Genomic DNA, 19,071 nt, shown 5'->3' on the forward strand with positions numbered 1-19,071 from the left:
TAGTCCGGGTATTACTGTACATTGATATCGACGGACGCAGGAGAAACGCAATCGGGAGGCATCATGAAATTCATTAGGGATATGTTCGACGATCTTCGTAGGGGCATTTCCCACTACACACTCTCCTTCCTCTTCACGCTCATCCTCTTCTTCGGGTCGACGATTATGATCTTCTCCGATTCATCGGCGGAATGGGCCAAAAACCTCATATACGCAGGCGGTCTCGGTTTTCTCGTTGCGACCTACCTCGAGACTGTCAGCCACAAGGAGAACTTCACCCGTATTTCCGATGTCGTCCAAAAAATGACGAGCATCGCCGTCTCGGTCGCCTGTTATTTCATCATCGATTCGAAAAGCATTCACAGCACCACGGGTTTTGCCGGCATCGCCGTCGCGTTCTTCCTCGCCGGGCTTTTCGCCTTTTCGACCGAGGAAAATAAAGAGAAACTCGGCTCGCATATACTCAAGAGTACGTTACTTGCGGGAGTCATCACCGGCATCATCGAAGGCGGAGTGATCTTGAGCGTGTCGGCGTTCAACTACCTGTTGGTCGAGATACCCGACTTTACCAAATGCATCGGCGTGATATCCGCGTTCGCCTTCGAGGTGATCTTCTTAAACCTCGCACTCTCCTTCATGCCGAAGCCGAAAGAGGAAATCAAGGTCCCCAAGACCATAAAAGTGATTTTTTACTACGTCGCCTTCCCCGTCTACCTGCTTCTCATCGTCGTACTGTACGCCTATCTCGTCAAGATTCTCATCACGTGGATCCTCCCGTCCGGGCAGGTCAACTGGTACGCTTCATTCGCATCGCTCGTCTTCATAGTCTTGTCGTTCATTTTGCCGCAGTATTCCGGCAAAATCGTTGATGTGTTCAAACGATTCGGAGGCATCGTCTTACTTCCGATTATCGCGATACAGGCTTACATGGTCTGGGTGCGTTTCGACGCATACGGTCTGACGACGGTCCGGTGGGTTTCAGCAATCTGTACACTGCTCGCCGTAATCTTTATGGTCATCTCACTCTTCAAAGGGATGCGCTACATCCGATACATGGTCTTGATCGCCGCCATAGCGGCGCTCGTCTTGACCATCGGACCGCTCAATGCAATCGACTTCCCCGCGTGGGAGCAAGGCAGGCGCCTCGAATCTGTACTCGTGGCAGACGGCATGCTCACCGGAGGAAAGATTACCCCGAACCCCGCGATCTCGAAGGCCGACCGTATCAAGATAACCAGCTGCTATAACGCCCTCGATATGTACAGTAGAACCAAAGAGGCATCGAACTATCCGGAATGGCTCGATCCGAAAGTTAAATTCAAAGATGCCTTCGGCTTCAAGGTCACTTATGCCGACTCGAGCGAGCAAGATCGGGAAGCCCCGGACAGAAACGTCTCTCTGCAACATTCTTGGAATTCGATTTCACTCGCCGGTTACATGAGATACACATCCGTCGATATCGGCTACGACAAAGGACCGGATCAAAATGCTCTTGCCGGAAAAATCATCGTCGGCGATAAAACATACGATATAAAGAAGTCCCTGTTAAAGCTGAACGACGACAGCACGGCAGCCGAGATGATTATCCCGCTCGATGCAACGAAGAAACTCTACCTTGAAAACTTCGAATACTCAATCACCGGCACCGGCGATTTCGACTACCTATCGATGCGAGCCTTCGTTCTTTGGAAGTAGTTTCTTTGGAAAACCTATGTCGACGTTTCTCGCGACTGCATTTTCTCGTATACTGGCTACCGTATAAAAAGCCGCCGACGGTAATGCGCCGCGACGGGACAACGATGTCATCGGAGGCTCCTTTGTCTAGAAAGCTCATCGCACTGGTCGCAACAATTTCGCTCATCGCAACGCTCGGTCTTTTGGGTGGCTGTTCGGCGAAAACATCGGGGAACACCACCGATGCATCGGGCAATCCTTCAAGCATGAAAACTCTTCCTGAAACGAAAGCGAAAACCTACACCGTCAAAAAGCTCAAAATCGAGGATCTCCGAATAGGTGAGGGTCGTAAAGTCAAAAACGGCGATAAAATATCGGTTATCTACACGGGTACATTGACCGATGGGACCCAATTCGATCAAAACACAGTGACCAACTTGTTCACTTTCACGGTCGGGCACGGTGAGGTAATCAAGGGATTCGACGAAGGAGTCGTCGGAATGAAAGTCGGCGGCGGCCGCAAGGTCACCATTCCGGCCAACATGGGATACGGCAGCGAAGGATCGGGCAAAATTCCCGGCGGAGCAACGATTATCTTCACCATCGATTTTGTCCGTTTCGCAAACTAGCTAATCTCAATAAAAATGAATCAAACAAAAAACAAATAGTCATTGACAGCCCAAAACCCATGCGCGTACTATATAGGGTACTTACGGTTCCCAACTACCACAACATGTTGGGTTAAAAGGGAAGTTTGTCAGGGATTTCACCCAATTCAAACGCTGTCCCCGCATCTGTAGGTGCTTGTTTTGTCCGATCAAGCTGCTCATAGAGTTGAGCGCGGTCACTGGATTGTATTCCGGGAAGGCTACCTGGACAAAACGCTAAGCACAAGCCAGAAGACCTGCCGGATAAGTAACCATAGTATGCGGGCGGGGTGTCCCGAGTTACAATGACGACGAATTTGCTGCTCGCACACGCGGTGCCGCGCTTTATCTTCATTCTCTCTCCCGCCTCCATGATCGTTTTCAGGAGGTCTACATGCACGAAAAACAAGAACGAATCGCGCCACAGATCGACACACCGAGCGAGATTATCACGCGTCACGGCGAATCGGTGGCTTTCGATGCACAACGCATCACATCCGCAATCGAGAAGGCGGGCTTTGTGACCGCCGAAGTCGACTCACAAGAAGCACAGCTCCTCACCGCGCAAGTTTTGAAGGTGCTCAAGCATCGTCATATGTCACAAAATGCGGAGGAATCGGCGGCACAGGCATTGCCGAGTATCGAGGAAATCCAAGACATCGTCGAACAAGTGCTCATCTCGGCCGACCACTTCGAAACCGCGCGAACCTACATCGTTTATCGTGAGCAGCGCGCTCGGGCTCGCCAAGACGCGAAAACCTACGTCGACGTAGAGGCATCGGTCAACGAATACCTCGACCAGGTCGATTGGCGCGTCAACGCCAATGCGAACCAAGGCTACTCCTTGGGCGGCTTGAACCTCAACGTCTCGGGCAAAGTCATCGCCAACTATTGGCTCAGCCACGTCTACCCTCCCGAAGTCGGCGCCGCGCACCGCAACGGCGACATGCATATCCATGATCTCGACATGCTCACCGGCTACTGCGCCGGTTGGTCGCTTCGCATCTTGATAACCGAGGGCTTCAACGGCGTACCCGGCAAAGTCGAATCGGCTCCCCCGAAACATCTGGGAAGCGCCGTCGGACAAATCGTCAACTTTTTGGGTACGCTTCAAAACGAATGGGCAGGCGCTCAAGCATTCAGCTCGTTCGACACCTATATGGCGCCCTTCGTTCGCCTCGACAACCTCGCGTACAAAGAGGTCAAACAAAATATCCAAGAACTCATCTATAACCTCAATGTTCCTTCGCGCTGGGGCACACAAACGCCCTTCACCAATCTGACGTTTGATTGGACCTGCCCCGACGATCTTAAAAATGACCGACCCGTCATCGGAGGAGTCGCCTGCGACTTCACCTACGGTGAACTCGATGCGGAAATGAACATGATCAACCGCGCCTACATCGAAGTCATGACGGAAGGCGATATGAAGGGACGCGTGTTCACGTTCCCCATTCCGACCTATAACATCACACCGGAATTTCCCTGGGAATCCGACAATGCAAAGCTTTTGTTCGGTATGACCGCGAAATACGGTCTCCCTTATTTCCAAAACTTTCTCAACTCGGACCTCAAGCCGAACATGGTTCGCTCCATGTGTTGCCGCCTCCAACTCGATTTGACCGAGTTGCTCAAACGCGGTAACGGATTGTTCGGCTCCGCAGAGCAAACGGGCTCCGTGGGCGTCGTCACCGTCAACTGCGCGCGACTCGGACACCTCTATAAAAACGACGAAGCGCGCCTGCTTGCCGAACTCGACAAGCTTTTGACGTATGCGCGCACCTCTCTCGAGCTGAAGCGCAAACTCATATCACGCCTCATCGACAACGGACTTTTCCCCTATACCAAGCGTTATTTGGGAACGTTGCGCAACCATTTTTCAACTATCGGCGTAAACGGCGTCAACGAGATGATTGCAAACTTCACCGAGGGAACAGACGACATCACAACCGCGACCGGAAATGCGTTCGCCGTGACCGTGCTCGACCATATCCGAGCGCGTATGGTCGAATTCCAAGAAGAAACCGGACATCTCTACAACCTCGAGGCGACACCGGCGGAAGGCACAACCTATCGTTTCGCCCGTGAAGATCAGAAACGCTACCCCGATATCATCCAAGCGGGCACGCATGAAAGTCCCTACTATACCAATTCGAGCCAACTGCCCGTCGGCTACACCGACGACCCGTTCAAGGCGCTCGGTATGCAAGAAAACCTCCAGAAAAAGTACACGGGAGGCACCGTATTGCACCTCTATATGGGCGAACGCATGGACAGCGCGGACGCTTGCCGCGATCTCGTGAAACGATCGCTGGAAAACTTCCGTCTTCCCTACATCACCATCTCACCGACGTTTTCGATCTGTCCCAACCACGGCTATCTCGACGGCGAACAAATAACCTGCCCGCAATGCGAGGCGCAAGGCATTGAGCAAGGCTGCGAGGTCTGGACACGCGTCATGGGATACCACCGACCCGTCAACTTGTTCAACATCGGCAAGAAACAAGAATATGCAGACCGCAAGAACTTCGTGGCGCCGCTCAGTCTGTCGGACTGATGGCCGAAAACGCGCACACGATATGCATGCCGCCCGTCTCAGATGTCGCTTGGTTTTCAAGCATCGACTGGCCGGGACGACTGTGTGCGACGGTGTTTTTGCAAGGTTGTCTTTGGCGATGCGTATACTGTCATAATCCCGATTTGCAGCCGATGCACGCGAACAAAGATGAGAGCTTCAGCATCGCAAGGATTTTCGAAACGCTGCAGCAGAGGGTAAAACTCCTCGACGGAGTCGTACTTTCCGGAGGAGAGCCCCTCTACCATGAGGGAAGCATCGAACTGGCTCGCTCGATTGCCGCGTACGGCTTCGATGTCGGGTTGCACACGGGCGGATCCCACCCACGACGTTTGCGCGAAATGCTCGGCGATGTCGATTGGGTCGGATTCGATTTCAAAGCACCGTTCGAATTGTATGAACGTATCACCCGTATACCGGAATCGGGCGAACACGCACAGGAATCATTCAATCTGCTTCGCGAGTCGGCCGTAGCTTTCGAAGTTCGGACCACCGTCGACGCACGTGTACTCACACTTCATGATCTTGAGACCATGGAAACACACCTCAAAACCCATGGCATCGATTCATGGGTCCTTCAAACCTGCAACATACCATCAGGGCTCGGAGCAATCGCTCCAAGCCCTGAATCGCTTACGTTGATACATACCTATTATGAATTACACGAGGACACAATCGCCCGGGTTCGCTAGAGCATAAAGCACCGCATACGAGCTTTGCGAATCACTCGGACCTTTGCGAAGCATCGGTTCCCCGGTTGCGGCGACGAGGGATTCTCGCCCCCGGCTCGACCTTATGTGCGCTGTTTGCCTCTTGCGTGTTGTGTTCCGGCTGACGATTGTTGTTCCGCCCGTTCGAAACGGAACGCCTCGGCCTTTGGGCGGGCCTCTCCGCGGCACTGTTTTTCTTCTGTTCTCCCGACGGCTTGCTTTCGCCGGACTTATTCTCAGTGGAAGCACCGTCAGCATTGACCGCCGCGCTGTTTTTTGCTCCGCCGTTATTTCGATTCCGCCCACCGCGATTTCTGCGAGGACGCTTCTTCTCATTTTTCGGCACATCCGCATTCGGCACATCCGCATTCGACGCGTCCTGCGAAGGCTCGGCTTTACCGTCGCTATCCTTAAACGTCAGCTTCGGCAGCAAAAAGTCATCGACCTCGGTATCGGGCTTCTCCATGATTTCTGCAAGGGCCTCCTTGGAAATCGAACAAGGACACTTGCAGTCGCCGCCTTTGCCGCACGACATTTTCGAGAGAGGAACTTTCAACTCTTCGGAAGAGTTATCCTCTTCATTTCTGAAACGCACGGTCACTATCTCACGAAGTGCATCGAGAGCGGTGACTTTCCCCTCTCCTAGCGGAGAGTCGATGGTCGCATTTTTGCGAGGAGAGCGTGCATTGAAGTCCTTGTAAGCCTCGACTTCGTAGCGCAAACAGCACATCAAGCGCCCGCACAGACCCGATATCTTCAACGGGTTGAGCGGCAAGCCTTGCTCCTTGGCCATCTTGATGGAGACGGGAGCGAACTCGCCGCCGAGACGCGCGCAGCACAAAACCTCACCGCAGTGGCCGATTCCGCCTACCATGCGCGCTTCATCGCGCACGCCGACTTGGCGCATATCTATGCGCATGTGGAAGTGCGCAGCAAGGTCTTTGACCAGACTACGAAAGTCGATGCGCTCTTCGGCGGAAAAATAAAAGATTATTTTATCTCCACCGAAAATATATTCGATATCGACCGGTTTCATGTCAAGATTGCATCTCTTGATAGACTCGCGAAAAACGACGAGAGCCGCTTTCTCTTTCTCTCCGAGCCCAATGGCCTTTTCAAGGTCCTCCTCGGTGGCGATGCGAATAATCGGCTTGAGTTCGGCCTTAAGTGCCGAAACTTCGGCATCGTGGGGAGCGTGCTGCACCAAACCGAGTTCTTGTCCGCGGTCGGTTTGCACGATGACTATGTCACCTTCGAGTGGATTGGTATCGGCCTGGTCGAACCAGAGCGTCTTTGTGTAGCGTAAACGTACTCCTGTTACTTTGGGCATTGCAAAACCTCTCGTATTTCAAACAACACCGTCTCAATGACGAGCTGTGTACTGATATTTAACTGCACTCTTTTGCGCGCGTGGGCGATTTGCTCGAACACCTGCGCGATTTGAACGGGACGAAACGTATGACAAATACCGCTGATATCGTCGGTGATGTCGACATTCAGAACAAGTTCGTTGGTTCCCTGTGAAATACATAGTGTATCACGGAGGAGGCTTTGAAGCGTACTCAGCACCTCATTCACATTCTGCTTTTCGTACGCAGAACGCTTCCGGTCATTGTATTTCTTCAATTTTGCAATCGCCGAAGAGTCCAGCAGTTCGGCTTGAGCCGCCAAATCGATTTCCTGTTTTTGCGCCATTTCCTCAACGGGCCCTTTGACGTTTCGCATCAGCTCTTGGGCCATTTTCAAAACATCGAGGTCATCGGCATCGACCAAATCCCGAAAAACACGTACCACTGCGGCGCGAGAGGCCCGACGGGCCGGAGATTGCAAGAACTGGGCCGCTTCCGATATCACCGAACTGCAGGAGGCGAGCGCGATAAGCGCCTCGTTACGATCGCACCCCGTCTTTTCGATGAGACGTGCAACCATTTCTTCTTGGGGCAATGTCTTGAATCGCATGACGATGCAACGCGACAGAATGGTCGGCAAAATCGGTTCCGGCGAATGCGCCAACAAAATCACCGTGATGTGCGCAGGCGGCTCCTCCAATGTCTTGAGAAAAGCATTCGCCGAGGAATCGTTGAAAAGATCGGCGTCTTTGACGATGTAAAACTTATGCGTGGCTTCCATGGGCGCAAGCGTCGCATCGTGTATCAACGTGCGGATCTGGTCGACGAGATAGGTCGACCCTTCCGGTTCGATGATACGAAAATCCGGATGGGTATCCCTTTTGAGGCGCTGGCACACATTGCACGTGCCGCATCCTCCCTTTTCGCAGAGCACACCGGCGGCAAGCGCGCGGGCGGCGTTAATCTTTCCCAGCCCCTGCGGTCCGACGAAAAGATACGCGTGGCTGAGGTGATCTGTCGCGATGGCATTCTTCAGCGACTGCACGATATCGTCTTGTCCGATGACGGAATCCCACATCGAATGAGTCATCGGACGTCACCGGAAGATGACGGTCCGCCCTCTACCGATCCGCTCTCTGCATGATGCAATTCCGGGAAAATATCTTTCAGTTGCTCGACAACCTCGGCAAAAACATTGACGACCCCGCCATCGGCCTTGATGACGCGAACCCTCTGCGGGTCGGCTGCGGCGATGGCCAAAAATCCTTTTCTCACGCGCTCATGAAATTCTCGATTTTCGTTTTCGAGGCGATCTTGCGCTCCAGAGGCGCGACGGGCGCGCTCCAGGCCGGTTTCGACATCGATGTCGAGCATCAAGGTGCGGTCGGGAATCACCTCACCACAGGCAGCCGAATTGAGTCTCTCTATCATCTCGAGATCGAGCCCGCGCCCGAACCCTTGATAGGCAGTCGTGGAGTCGAAGAATCGATCGCACAGAACGGTCACTCCCCGACTGAGCGCCGGTTCGATTATTTCTTCAACGACTTGGGCGCGCGCAGCCTCATATAAAAACAGTTCCGTTTTATCAGCGAGATCGGTATTGTCCGGGTTGAGCAATATGTCGCGAATCGCTTCGGAAACCTTCGAACCGCCCGGCTCTCGCACGACCTCGCACTCTATGCCGCGCATTTCGAAATGTCGTTTGAGCGCATAGATTTGCGATGATTTACCGACGCCATCCCCTCCCTCGAAGGTGATAAAGCGACCCCTGCGAGAATTCGACTTCGCAGAAAGGGGAGTTTTCGCGGCGGAAGCGACATCGCCTTGTTCGTCGACACTTGAAAACGCAGCGGAGGGAGACTGCATCCGAGCACGCCATGCGGCGGGTGCTGTTTCGTAGAAGTCGTTTCCCAAACTGTCTATCGCCACGAATGCCGGAAAATCCTTCAGCTCCAAGCGCATGAGCGCCTCGGTCCCCAGCTCGGGATAAGCAACCGTCTCCGCTCTCACGATATGGCAGGCGAGAAGTGCCGCAGCCCCGCCGATTGTACCGAAGTATACCGTCTTGTGCATCCGGCATGCCTGTTTGACGACATCGCCGCGCGCGCCCTTTCCCAAAGTGGCCACAATACCCGCTCGGTAAAGTGCGGAGGTCGCCTCGTCCATGCGTCGCGCCGTCGTCGGACCGACGGCACCTATCGGGCGGCCGGCACGCGCCGGTGTCGGACCCGCATAAAACAAAAGCTGCCCTTCGAGATCGAACGGCAGTTTGTCATGAAGATCCAAATACTCGAGAAAACGCACATGCGTCGCATCCCGGGCGGTGTAAACCGGCCCGCTCAAAAGCACGTCATCTCCTGCGCGCAATATTGCGGCGGTATCTTTATCGAGAGGTAAATCTATTCTCATGCCGACTCAGCACTCTTTCCAAACGGTCGCCCGTCGTCGCCATCCGAATCTTTTCCGACCTTTTTGACGAAATAGAGTTTTTTAAATCCGTAAACCGCCGCACAAGCGATGATGAGTCCTGAAAACATGAGCGTTATCCGCGATCCGCCCAAAGCGATACCGAAGAAAGAAGTGATTCCTTCTTGTACGAGAAAACGCTCGATGACTTTGGACAAAATATCGGAAAGCGGAGAAATGACGATCATAGAAATCAACAGGGCGACACGTATGACCGCTTCGAGGGCGGTGAACACTCTGCCCCGAATCGAATCATCGACCTCGGCCACGATATAGTTGTTACCGGCCACTGTGAGCGCCGAAATGCACAAGCCGGCGCCGATTGCATACAGGCAGGCGACAAAATAACTCGATGCCATCGCAAACCCGAACATGCCTGCCGCAAAAACCGCGACGCTCAAAGGGAACAGCAGTTTGACCGGCACGACTTTCTCGATGCGTGGAATGGCAAGTGCTCCCACCACCATGCCTATGGCGAGAAAGACCAGTATGAACGTCTGCCGCGACCCGGAGAATTTCGCCAGCCACTGCGCGTGATTGGCAAACGGAATCACACCGCCGAGCGTGTTGATGTAATCGAGACCGACGGTCACCAACGCACCGCCGCCGATGAGGGCGAAAAACATCGTCACGAGCAAACCGCGCAACTCTTTGTGTGTACCCATGAACTTGAACGATTCGACGGCGCCTTGCCCGACCAAACTCGCATCGAGTTTCTTTTTGCCATCGTGCGCGGGCTTTGCCACGATGTTATGCATGGATAGTATGAGGAGCAGCGAGACGATGAAGGTGAACGAGTCGAGAACATAGCCCGCCTTCGATCCGACGAGAATCGGCGTGATGAACACTTTTGCCGGTTCAAGCCATGTCAGAAAGTCCATGCGAAGAACAACCGCGACTATCTTTTCAAAACCGGCCAAAATCGCACCTGAAGCGGCGAGGCCGACGACCATGGCTGCCTGTTGTGTCGTGTACATGATACCGTTGGCGATCGGTACGTCGTTTTCACCCACTATAGCGGGAATGAACGCATTTCGTGCAGGCCAGAAAAAGAGCGCCGCCGCTTCCATCAAGAGCACGACGAGATAAATCGCCGCAAGTGAGTTCGTCGTCAACAATATGAGCACTAGCACGAACCGAACGATATCGGCCCACATCATGATTTTTCGGCGGTCGAAATAGTCGACGAACACGCCGACGAACGACGAGAGGAACAGCGAAGGAATGATTTTAGCGATGAGAATTCCGGCCACCGCCGAAGCCGAACCGTTCGAAAGCGCCATAACGGTCGGGATCAGAATTCCGATGATCAGCCAATCGCCGATTCCGGAGACGAACTGTGCAAACCAGAGCTTCTGAAACCAGCTGCTCGAGAACAGGCGTTTGTAGCCGCCTTTGTCAAAGCCGCGATTCACCTGCTCGGCGGGAGTCTCCGCGCAATCGGGTGCCCCGGACAAGTCCTCACCGGTCAGCACTCCTTCAATGACTTGAAGCTCTTCGAATTTATTTTCCGATTGATTATTTTCCATAGATTGATTTTACACTACAAGAGACGGCGAGTACGGGAGCGCATGGCCGAGCATCCCATATTGACGGCCACGGGAAGAGCGGCTATATGACACGGCGCCGTCTGAATGTGAATGGCGAGCGCGGTCGTGTCTCCCCCGAGACCTCCCGGGCCGATCCCTGTACGATTTACCTCCTGTAAAAGGTCATCCTCGAATGAAGCGACGGTGGTATTCTCATGCCGAGAACCGACCGCGCGCAACAGTGCTTTTTTCGCCAGCCCGCCGACTTTATCGAAGGTCGAACCGACACCGATACCGATTATAAGCGGCGGACACGCCATGGATGCTTTTTTATGAACCAATTCCACGAGGAGCGCTTTGATGTCTTCCATCGTTTGGTTCGGGTTGAGCATCTCGAGGCGGGAGGCGTTGTCCGATCCCGCACCCTTCAGCATGACGCTGACGACGATTCCGGGGTGCGCGACGGGGATGATTTCGATGAAAGCCGGCGTATTCGTATTCGTATTCACGCGCGCTATGAGGGCGTCTTCCACAACCGACATACGCAGGCCTTTTTCTCGATACGCCCGCTCGACGCTTGAATGTATCTCCGCAACCAACGAACCGGAGATTTCGGTATCTTCCCCCAGTTCGATGCGGACCCATACCGTGCCCGTATCCTGGCAGATCGGAACATCGTCTCGTTCGGCAATTTCAGCATTTTTTATAAGTTGTTCGATGATATGGCGCCCGCGCGCGTTTCGCTCATTTTGCAAAGATCGATGCAACGCCTCGAGGATATCGGGCCGCAAAATCGAAGCGGACTCAGCCACCATCTCAAAAACAGCTTGTCCGATATCTTCGGCCGCGATGCGCACGACGACTATCCTCTGAGCCCGAGCGCGTCAAGCGATGCCGCGACCGTCGCAGCTGAACCGCGCAGCGCTTCGAGTTCCGCTTCGTTGAAATCGAACTCGACGACTTCCTCGATTCCTGATGCACCGAGACGTGCCGGCACACTGATGAACACATCCGATATACCGTACTCTCCCGTAAGATACGTGCAGCACGGCATGATTTCTTTCGTATCGAGAATGATTGCCGACACCATGCGGGCGATGGACGCGGCAGGCGCATAGAACGCCGATCCGGTTTTAAGATGGGCGACGACTTCTGCGCCACCGAACACCGTCCTTTGCACAAGTTCGTCGACTTCCTCGCGCGATAAAATCTCGGTTATCGGCGTTCCTTTAACCGTTGTGAAACGAGGCATGGGAGTCATCGCATCTCCATGCGCGCCCATGGCCCACGACGTTATATCGGCCACATCGGCGCCGGTCTTCTCGGCGACCGCGAACGTGAACCGCGCCGAGTCGAGCACGCCTCCCATTCCGAAAATTCTGGACTTATCCAATCCTGATTTCTTATAAGCGAGATAAGCCATGATGTCGAGCGGATTCGTCACGCACACAACGATTGCCTCAGGAGACACGGCCATGACGTTCTCGATGACATCGGCCATGATTTTCGCGTTGATTCCGAGGAGATCGTCACGCGTCATACCCGGTTTACGGGCGATACCCGCGGTAATCACCACGACGTCGCTGTCGGCGGTATCTTTGTAGTCGTTGGTTCCCGTCACGCGGGATTCGAACTGCTCGACCGAACGCATGTGCATCATATCGAGCGCTTTTCCTTGAGGCACGCCTTCGACCACATCGATGAGACATACATCTGCGACATCGTGAAACGCGAGAAGCATTCCCGCAGTCGCTCCGACATTACCCGCTCCGACTATCGTGACTCTCTTCTTAACCATCAAAACTACCCTTCCCCTTGAAAAACCTGACGATATAACAATCGAAATCCATTCAGAATCGCTTTATTCGGCTGCCGTCTTTTTCGACGTCTTTACGGCTGCTGGCTTTTTCGGCGCCTTTACGGCTGCTGGCTTTTTCGACGTCTTTACGGCTGCCGGCTTTTTCGGTGCCTTTTTGGCCGCCGGCTTTTTCTTGGCGGGCGTCTTCTTTTTTGTCCCCGCCGCCTTCTTTTTCTCGTCTTCCTCGCGCTTAGGGCAACTCATACTCGGACAAATCCGCCAAGGGCCACGTCTCGTCTCGACCTCGATTTCGGGAAATCCGCACGCATCGCACAACTCGCCTGTCGGCTTGATCTGACCCTGAGCCGGTAGAGGAAAACTGACCTCGCATGTTTCATAATTCTCACATCGAGCATATCGCTTCAGCGTACGCTGGCTGCGCTTTCCGATGATCCTGCCCTCTCGTCCGGCTTTCGCACAGACCGGACACGCGCCCAAATCGAGGGGGGCCTCATAGTTTGTTTCACACTCGGGATTCAAACAACGCTCCATAGGTTTTTTGCGGAACTGAATGATACGAACCCGAGGGGCGCCGCACTTTTCGCACTGCTCGGGAAGCGGTTCGATTTTGCCCTCGGGAAGCGGATAGGTGTTGTCGCAATCCGGATACCCCTTGCAGCCTACGAATTGGCTGTGGTTCTTCTGAGATGTTTTCACGGCCATCTCTTCTCCGCACTTCGGACAGATTCCCACCAGTGCATCGAATTCGGCGGCGGCCTTGAGAAGCTCGCCCACCTCTTCGGACTTATCAAGGAGAATGCCCATGGCCTCTGCGAGCATTTTGCGCGAGTGATCGACTACCGCAGTCCGATTTTGAACACCGAGCGCGATCTTGTCCATTTCGGCTTCGAGATCCGACGTCATGACCGGTGAGGTGATCCGATCGGCAAACGTGCTGAGCGCGTCGATAACACCGATACCGAGCATCGTGGGTCGCAACGCCTTGTCTTCGAGAGCGACGTATGAACGATTGATGAGCTTTTGAACGGCATCTTGACGAGTCGACTTGGTGCCGAGCCCTTCCTTTTCCATCTTCGTGATGATGGCGCCTTCCGAGTAGCGCGCAGGCGGCTTCGTCTGTTTCGCTTCCAACTCGGCATCGACCACGCTCACCTCATCGCCGATTTTCAGCAAAGGCAACTGGTCTTCTTTCTTTTGACCGTAGAAGTAAATCTCGCGAAATCCGGGCTTTATGATGACATTGCCCTTCGCAATGAAGTTTTCATCCTGCGCGGCGAGAACCACGGAGGTTTCCTCGACGAGCGACCTGTCCGAAAGGGTCGCCATGAAACGCCGGGCGACGATGTTGTAAAGTTTCCACTCTTCAGGTTTGAGCTTATCGGGATTTCCCGCGCCCGTCGGATGTATCGGCGGGTGGTCGGTGGTCTCTTTGTCTCCGCGCGTCGCATGCAGCGGTGCTTTCAAGAGTTTACCTGCATATTCGCGGTAATAATCTACCTTCTGGAGTTCTTTCAGGATATCTTTCAAATTAAGCGACGCGGGATACACCGTGTTGTCGACACGCGGATAGCTGATGAGTCCGTTCATATACAACGACTCAGCGATGCGCATCGTACGCGACGGCGAAAGTCCCTCTGCCGCCGCGGTCACCATCAACATTGTGGTGTTGAAGGGAACGGGTGGGTTCTTTTGCTTCTTTTTCGAATCGACCTGCGAAACCGTGGCTTTCAGGGATCCGTCTTTCATGGCCGAAACCACATCGAACGCTTTCTTCGCACAGGCCTCATCTTTGAAATGATCGCTTTCGTGGCGGGCTTTAAACGATTCACCGTCGTGCGTGGCGGCCTCTATGGACACGACCCAATAATCTTGCGGCACGAACGCATCGCGCTCTTTTTCTTTGTCGACGATGAGCTTGAGCGTCGGCGTTTGCACGCGGCCGGCACTACGAGGATTCCCTATCCCTGAAAAACGGACCTTCGTCAAATAGCGCGTGAGAACCGCACCCCAAATGAGATCGATGTCTTGGCGGGCCTCGCCAGCTTGCGCCAAATTGTCATCGACGAGTGTCGCATTTGCAAAAGCGTGGGTGATCTCTTCTTTGGTGATGGCGGAATAGCGCGCTCTCGTGATGGGCGCATCGGGGTTGACCGCCGACACGATACCGCGAGCATCGGAGCCGATGAGTTCGCCTTCGCGATCGAAGTCGGTGGCGATGACGATCGAGTCCACACGTTTCGCCAACACGCGAAGCGCACGCACGATCTCGCGCTCGGCGACTTGTTTGCCCACCGGCGCCCAAATCAGATAGGTCAATGCTTTGAGGTTCCACGATTTCAGTTCGACACCGGTCTTGGGAAAGACTTTACTCGCCTTTTTCCAAGGAGGAACAGCAAGACTAGCGGGAAGCGGCGCGGATGTCTCCTCGCTCTCCGCCCAGCGCGCTCGCCATTCTTTTTTCTTGTATTCGAGCCCTTCGGGAAAAACCACTTCGAGAATGTGCCCGCGCAGTCCCACCGTCACGCATTCTTCGCCGTTGTCGGTGAAGTAATATACTGCGGTGTTATATACTTTGTCCGCTTTGCTTTTTGTGTCGCTGAGAATATCGGCGATTTTCTTCGCTGCGATATTTTTCTCAGTAATGATTAACTTCATTCATCCTCCGTAGACTGGCTGGAAGCCTGCGCGCTCAACCGAGCCTCCTCGATACGTACGCTTAGATAATCGACCCACTCCTGTACGCCGCTCCCTTTTGTCGCGGAGATTTTAAAGATGGGAGCTTTCGGATTTAAGGCTTTCACCGATTCATCAAACTCTTTTTCATTAAAGTCGAAGAATTCCATAGTATCGACTTTGTTGAGGATGACCGCCTCGGATACCTGGAAGATACCGGGGTATTTATGGGGTTTGTCATGCCCCTCGGGAACCGAAAGAATCATGATTTTCGCATTCTCTCCCAGATAAAAGTCGGTCGGACATACCAGATTACCCACATTTTCAATGATAATCAAATCGAGATTATCGAGATCGAGCACATCGATCGCCCTTTTGATCATATCGGACTCGAGGTGACAAGCACCGCCGGTGTTGATTTGAACCGCAGGTATATCGTTGGCTTTTATCTTATCGGCATCAACGCGACTGGCGATATCGCCTTCGATGACGGCGATGCGATAACGATTGCGCAAAGCTCCTATGGTAGCCAGAATCGTCGAAGTCTTACCGGCGCCGGGACTTGCCATGAGATCGACGACGAACACTCCTTTTTCATCAAAAAGTGCGCGATTTCGCGCTGCAAGTTTATCATTGAGATCGAGAATGGGTTTGTGAATGTCAATTTTGGTCATGAGACAATCCTTTTTCCTCAACCGAGTCTTCGGCTTCTTTACTGCTATCGGCAGAAGTCGATTCCGTTTCGGAATCCGCTTCGATGGTATCGATTTGCAATTCTCTACCCTGCAGTAGCTCGATGTCAAACGAACTACATTTCGGGCACGTCATGGTGAACTGATCGTGCACATACTCATATCCGCAATCACGGCATCGGCTCTTCGGCTCGAGCATGGTCACTTCCATCTTCGCGCCTTGCGCCATAGTACCCGGCGACAGCGCCTCGAAAGCGAAATCGAGAGCACCGACCTGTATTTGTGTAAGCTCACCGATAGCGAGATGAATATAGGTTATCCGTGACTCTCCGGCGTTTTGCGCGGCTTCGACCGAAGCATCCAAGATGCCTTGCATAATGCCCATTTCATGCATAGGATACCCGCTTACTCTTTTTTCTTGTTTTTTTCTTGCACTGCACGCTCGATGAGCTTTTGCTTTCGAGTCTTCTTCGACTCGTCGGAATCGCTTTCGTCAGTGGCGTAATCTGCCTCGTATTCCGCATCTTCTTTGCGCTGTTCTTCGATGCGTTTGCCGTAAACGACGCGAGCCGCGGCAAGGCTTGCTTCATATAATACAATCAACGCCACCGACAAACCGCCCATCGTCCAAGGCGACCAGTCGGGAGTGGCGATGGAGGCGACGATGATGATGATCACATACACGTAGCGCCATACCTCGCGCAGCTTATCATACTTGATTATATTGAGACCGATGAGATAAAAGACCACCAGCGGCAGTTCGAAAGCGATGCCGAATCCCACCAAAAGCAAACCGATACCCGAAAAGTACTGACTCGCCGAGGCTAGACTGTCGACGACACCAGCCCCTTGCGAAGAGAGCCATTGGAACGCCGGTGTCAAAATGACGAAGTAAGCAAATGAGACGCCGGAGGCGAAAAGAAGCACTGCGACGACGACCGTCGGAAATATCCATTTCTTCTCATGCGGCTTGAGGGCGGGCGTGAGGAACGCGAAAATCTCATACAGTAGCACCGGCATCGAGGCGATGAGAGCAGCGAAGAATGCGACTTTGAACCGAAACGTCATCTCCTCGAAAGGACCGAGAACCGTCAACTTCCCTCCGGGCAAATACGCTTTCACCGGTGCGAGAAAGACACCCATGAGAAACTTGAAGACCGGTGTCATGTAAAAAATGAGCGCAAAAACAAAAAGCACGACGGCGATGACGGTGAGGCGTTTTCTCAATTCGTAGAAATGTTGAAGAAAAGGCATTCTCTTAGGTTCGACGGGCATTACTCATCTCCTGCCATTTCAGCTGGCGCAGAATCGGTGTCCGAAGAAGTGAGCGAGTTCGCCCAAATTTCAGCCGCAACGCTTTTTCGCTCTTGCTCCTCAGGTTTTGTTTCCCCTGACACTTCGGGTTTTGCTTCTTCTCGCTCCTCTACAGCCGGCTCCTCCGGCGGAGTCGTTTCGAGTGACTCCCTGATGCCGGCGACTTCCTTTTTCACGGCATCGGCGGTCTCCTTGGCATTGTCGTCCATATTGAGGAGGCTTATGGGATTTTTGACGGTAGAAGTGATGGTGCCGATGCCATGTTGCAATGTTCGAACGGTTTGCATATCTTCAGGTCGGAGAATTTCAGTTTTGACGACCGATTCGAATTCATTTTTTGCATTATTGAACATTTTGGCGGCAGTAGCGATAAGCTTCATAATCTCAGGAAGCTTATCGGGTCCGAAAAGAAAAAGGATAACTCCTATTATGATTACAAGCTCGAGCCCGCTTATTCCAAACATGTAAACTCTCCTTAACGATTAAAAACCATACGCGCCACTAATCGACTTCGCTCGCCTCGGCGGTCTCGCCTTAATTGCTTGCCTTTTTCAAACTATCCAACGCCGTCTGCGCCTGCTTCTTGGTCGTCGCGTCGGTGTCATACTTGACGGCATTCTCCAAAGCGGTGACTGCCTGTGTTTTGTCGGTGTTCGACAAGTATATACCGAGGTTGAACCATACGGTGGCATATTTGGGATTTTTTGCAAGTACTTCTTTTGCGATTTTCACCGCACCGGCCGTGTCTCCTGTGTAATAAAGAGAGGTGGCATAGTCACCGCCGATTTCTTTATTGTTCTTATCGAGTTCGTACGCTGCCGCCCATGCCGTAGCCGAGCTTTTGAACTTTTCCGGAGCCGCACTTTGTGCGGCCTTATCCGTGCTCGTCGAAAGCGCTTGTGCCCACTGCGAGTAAAGAGAACCGAGCTCGACCTGAGTCTGCGCATTTTTCGGGTCTTTCTTCACAAGCGCCTCCGTGGAGACTGCCTGTGTTTGATACTGCGCATTTATCGTCGCAAGCGTGGTGGTTCCGGCCGTAGCCGTACTGGTCGCATCCGAACTCGAGCTTGTAGCTGAAGAACTTGAATTCGAGTTGGTGAAGAACTCGGCGAGTCCCAAACCGGCGAACCCGAATATAAAGGTGATGGTGGTAACCCAAACGGTAACTCTCACCCAAGTCGGACTATTTGACTTATCGATTTTCATATGTTTTAACTCCATCTTAGTTGAAATGAGTACTGAGATTACTTTGTGGTACTCGAACTCGACGAACTCGGCGAAATTGCGCCACCCGTGGCAGCTGACATTCCGCTGGAAGTAGATGAACCGGTTCCCGAAACATCGGCCTGCGTGTACGTCACCTTGGGGGCGATTTGCTTTCCGACGAGAATTCCGCCGATTATCCCGACGAACAAAGCGATGACCGCAATTGCAACGACGAACATCGGCTGAATACCCTGCGACAGAGTCGCCGATTTCGTCGGAGCCGAAACGTTCGAATCGGATTTGTTCGACACCGGTTTTTTCGCGGAGTCGCTCTTCTTGTTCGAGCCCTTCTTTACGGGCTTCTTCTCATCGACCTCGTCATCAAAAAAGAATTCGTTGCTCACAGACACTACCTCC

General features: G+C 53.2%; 17 protein-coding genes, 1 pseudogene and 1 riboswitch. Of the genes and pseudogenes, 4 read left to right on the forward strand and 14 right to left on the reverse strand.

Annotated features, from left to right (window positions below; all coding sequences use genetic code 11):
• The first annotated feature begins 63 nt into the window (after nucleotides 1-63).
• The 4 genes from JJE36_00835 (at nucleotide 64) to JJE36_00850 (ending at nucleotide 5,588) form a co-directional block, all read left to right on the forward strand.
• A complete protein-coding gene (locus JJE36_00835; protein ID MBK5210865.1) occupies nucleotides 64-1,695 on the forward strand; it encodes a DUF4153 domain-containing protein in 1,632 nt (543 codons plus the stop codon).
• Between the two features lie 245 nt (nucleotides 1,696-1,940).
• On the forward strand, nucleotides 1,941-2,303 hold the full coding sequence (locus JJE36_00840; protein MBK5210866.1) for an FKBP-type peptidyl-prolyl cis-trans isomerase: 363 nt from the start codon (nucleotides 1,941-1,943) through the stop codon (nucleotides 2,301-2,303).
• A 67-nt stretch (nucleotides 2,304-2,370) separates the two neighbouring features.
• Nucleotides 2,371-2,601: riboswitch (cobalamin riboswitch) on the forward strand.
• A gap of 114 nt (nucleotides 2,602-2,715) precedes the next feature.
• Nucleotides 2,716-4,878: a ribonucleoside triphosphate reductase gene (locus tag JJE36_00845; GenBank protein MBK5210867.1), complete on the forward strand. Its 2,163-nt coding sequence runs from the start codon at nucleotides 2,716-2,718 to the stop codon at nucleotides 4,876-4,878.
• Between the two features lie 26 nt (nucleotides 4,879-4,904).
• Nucleotides 4,905-5,588 carry an anaerobic ribonucleoside-triphosphate reductase activating protein gene (locus JJE36_00850; GenBank protein ID MBK5210868.1) on the forward strand — a complete coding sequence of 228 codons (684 nt, stop codon included), beginning with the start codon at nucleotides 4,905-4,907 and terminating at the stop codon, nucleotides 5,586-5,588.
• Nucleotides 5,589-5,619: 31 nt separating this feature from the next.
• Here the strand turns inward: JJE36_00850 and JJE36_00855 are convergent, their stop codons facing one another.
• The 14 genes and pseudogenes from JJE36_00855 to JJE36_00920 form a co-directional block, all read right to left on the reverse strand.
• Complete coding sequence (locus JJE36_00855) at nucleotides 5,620-6,936, reverse strand: hypothetical protein (GenBank protein MBK5210869.1); 1,317 nt, start codon at nucleotides 6,934-6,936, stop codon at nucleotides 5,620-5,622.
• A complete protein-coding gene (holB, locus tag JJE36_00860) occupies nucleotides 6,924-8,045 on the reverse strand; it encodes a DNA polymerase III subunit delta' (protein ID MBK5210870.1) in 1,122 nt (373 codons plus the stop codon). The genes JJE36_00855 and holB overlap by 13 nt, the downstream gene beginning before the upstream one ends.
• Nucleotides 8,042-8,821, reverse strand: a complete 780-nt coding sequence (locus JJE36_00865; GenBank protein ID MBK5210871.1) for a dTMP kinase — start codon at nucleotides 8,819-8,821, stop codon at nucleotides 8,042-8,044. The genes holB and JJE36_00865 overlap by 4 nt, the downstream gene beginning before the upstream one ends.
• Nucleotides 8,822-8,827: 6 nt before the next feature.
• Nucleotides 8,828-9,364, reverse strand: a pseudogene (locus tag JJE36_00870) (fumarate hydratase C-terminal domain-containing protein).
• Nucleotides 9,361-10,950 (reverse strand): MFS transporter, encoded by a 1,590-nt coding sequence (locus JJE36_00875; GenBank protein MBK5210872.1) that lies wholly within the window; start codon nucleotides 10,948-10,950, stop codon nucleotides 9,361-9,363. Before JJE36_00875 ends, JJE36_00870 begins: the two are co-directional and overlap by 4 nt.
• 14 nt (nucleotides 10,951-10,964) lie before the next feature.
• Entirely contained in the window at nucleotides 10,965-11,765 is an 801-nt protein-coding gene (locus tag JJE36_00880; GenBank protein ID MBK5210873.1) for a fumarate hydratase, read from the reverse strand.
• A gap of 47 nt (nucleotides 11,766-11,812) precedes the next feature.
• Nucleotides 11,813-12,748: a malate dehydrogenase gene (gene mdh, locus JJE36_00885; GenBank protein MBK5210874.1), complete on the reverse strand. Its 936-nt coding sequence runs from the start codon at nucleotides 12,746-12,748 to the stop codon at nucleotides 11,813-11,815.
• Nucleotides 12,749-12,811: 63 nt separating this feature from the next.
• Entirely contained in the window at nucleotides 12,812-15,424 is a 2,613-nt protein-coding gene (locus tag JJE36_00890; protein MBK5210875.1) for a DNA topoisomerase I, read from the reverse strand.
• A complete protein-coding gene (gene hypB / locus JJE36_00895) occupies nucleotides 15,421-16,116 on the reverse strand; it encodes a hydrogenase nickel incorporation protein HypB (GenBank protein ID MBK5210876.1) in 696 nt (231 codons plus the stop codon). The genes JJE36_00890 and hypB overlap by 4 nt, the downstream gene beginning before the upstream one ends.
• Complete coding sequence (hypA, locus tag JJE36_00900; protein MBK5210877.1) at nucleotides 16,103-16,528, reverse strand: hydrogenase maturation nickel metallochaperone HypA; 426 nt, start codon at nucleotides 16,526-16,528, stop codon at nucleotides 16,103-16,105. Before hypA ends, hypB begins: the two co-directional genes overlap by 14 nt.
• An 11-nt stretch (nucleotides 16,529-16,539) precedes the next feature.
• Nucleotides 16,540-17,409 (reverse strand): twin-arginine translocase subunit TatC, encoded by an 870-nt coding sequence (gene tatC / locus JJE36_00905; protein MBK5210878.1) that lies wholly within the window; start codon nucleotides 17,407-17,409, stop codon nucleotides 16,540-16,542.
• The gene (locus JJE36_00910) at nucleotides 17,409-17,912 is read right to left on the reverse strand and encodes a twin-arginine translocase TatA/TatE family subunit (GenBank protein ID MBK5210879.1); all 504 of its coding nucleotides are present in this window, start codon (nucleotides 17,910-17,912) and stop codon (nucleotides 17,409-17,411) included. Before JJE36_00910 ends, tatC begins: the two co-directional genes overlap by 1 nt.
• A gap of 70 nt (nucleotides 17,913-17,982) precedes the next feature.
• Nucleotides 17,983-18,654: a hypothetical protein gene (locus JJE36_00915; protein ID MBK5210880.1), complete on the reverse strand. Its 672-nt coding sequence runs from the start codon at nucleotides 18,652-18,654 to the stop codon at nucleotides 17,983-17,985.
• A 38-nt stretch (nucleotides 18,655-18,692) separates the two neighbouring features.
• Complete coding sequence (locus JJE36_00920; protein ID MBK5210881.1) at nucleotides 18,693-19,058, reverse strand: hypothetical protein; 366 nt, start codon at nucleotides 19,056-19,058, stop codon at nucleotides 18,693-18,695.
• Nucleotides 19,059-19,071: the final 13 nt, after the last annotated feature.

The sequence above is a fragment of the Coriobacteriia bacterium genome (genome assembly GCA_016649875.1).
GTDB lineage: Bacteria > Actinomycetota > Coriobacteriia > WRKU01 > JAENWW01 > JAENWW01.

Bases quoted from the DNA above. Each gene is read 5' to 3' on its own strand.
- JJE36_00865 (MBK5210871.1), bottom strand. From the start codon at position 8,821: ATGCAGTCTCCCTCCGCTGCGTTTTCAAGTGTCGACGAACAAGGCGAT.
- hypB (MBK5210876.1), bottom strand. From the start codon at position 16,116: ATGACCAAAATTGACATTCACAAACCCATTCTCGATCTCAATGATAAA.
- JJE36_00845 (MBK5210867.1), top strand. From the start codon at position 2,716: ATGCACGAAAAACAAGAACGAATCGCGCCACAGATCGACACACCGAGC.
- hypA (MBK5210877.1), bottom strand. From the start codon at position 16,528: ATGCATGAAATGGGCATTATGCAAGGCATCTTGGATGCTTCGGTCGAA.
- holB (MBK5210870.1), bottom strand. From the start codon at position 8,045: ATGACTCATTCGATGTGGGATTCCGTCATCGGACAAGACGATATCGTG.
- JJE36_00840 (MBK5210866.1), top strand. From the start codon at position 1,941: ATGAAAACTCTTCCTGAAACGAAAGCGAAAACCTACACCGTCAAAAAG.
- tatC (MBK5210878.1), bottom strand. From the start codon at position 17,409: ATGCCCGTCGAACCTAAGAGAATGCCTTTTCTTCAACATTTCTACGAA.
- JJE36_00890 (MBK5210875.1), bottom strand. From the start codon at position 15,424: ATGAAGTTAATCATTACTGAGAAAAATATCGCAGCGAAGAAAATCGCC.
- JJE36_00910 (MBK5210879.1), bottom strand. From the start codon at position 17,912: ATGTTTGGAATAAGCGGGCTCGAGCTTGTAATCATAATAGGAGTTATC.
- JJE36_00915 (MBK5210880.1), bottom strand. From the start codon at position 18,654: ATGAAAATCGATAAGTCAAATAGTCCGACTTGGGTGAGAGTTACCGTT.
- JJE36_00850 (MBK5210868.1), top strand. From the start codon at position 4,905: ATGCCGCCCGTCTCAGATGTCGCTTGGTTTTCAAGCATCGACTGGCCG.
- mdh (MBK5210874.1), bottom strand. From the start codon at position 12,748: ATGGTTAAGAAGAGAGTCACGATAGTCGGAGCGGGTAATGTCGGAGCG.
- JJE36_00875 (MBK5210872.1), bottom strand. From the start codon at position 10,950: ATGGAAAATAATCAATCGGAAAATAAATTCGAAGAGCTTCAAGTCATT.
- JJE36_00855 (MBK5210869.1), bottom strand. From the start codon at position 6,936: ATGCCCAAAGTAACAGGAGTACGTTTACGCTACACAAAGACGCTCTGG.
- JJE36_00880 (MBK5210873.1), bottom strand. From the start codon at position 11,765: ATGGTGGCTGAGTCCGCTTCGATTTTGCGGCCCGATATCCTCGAGGCG.
- JJE36_00835 (MBK5210865.1), top strand. From the start codon at position 64: ATGAAATTCATTAGGGATATGTTCGACGATCTTCGTAGGGGCATTTCC.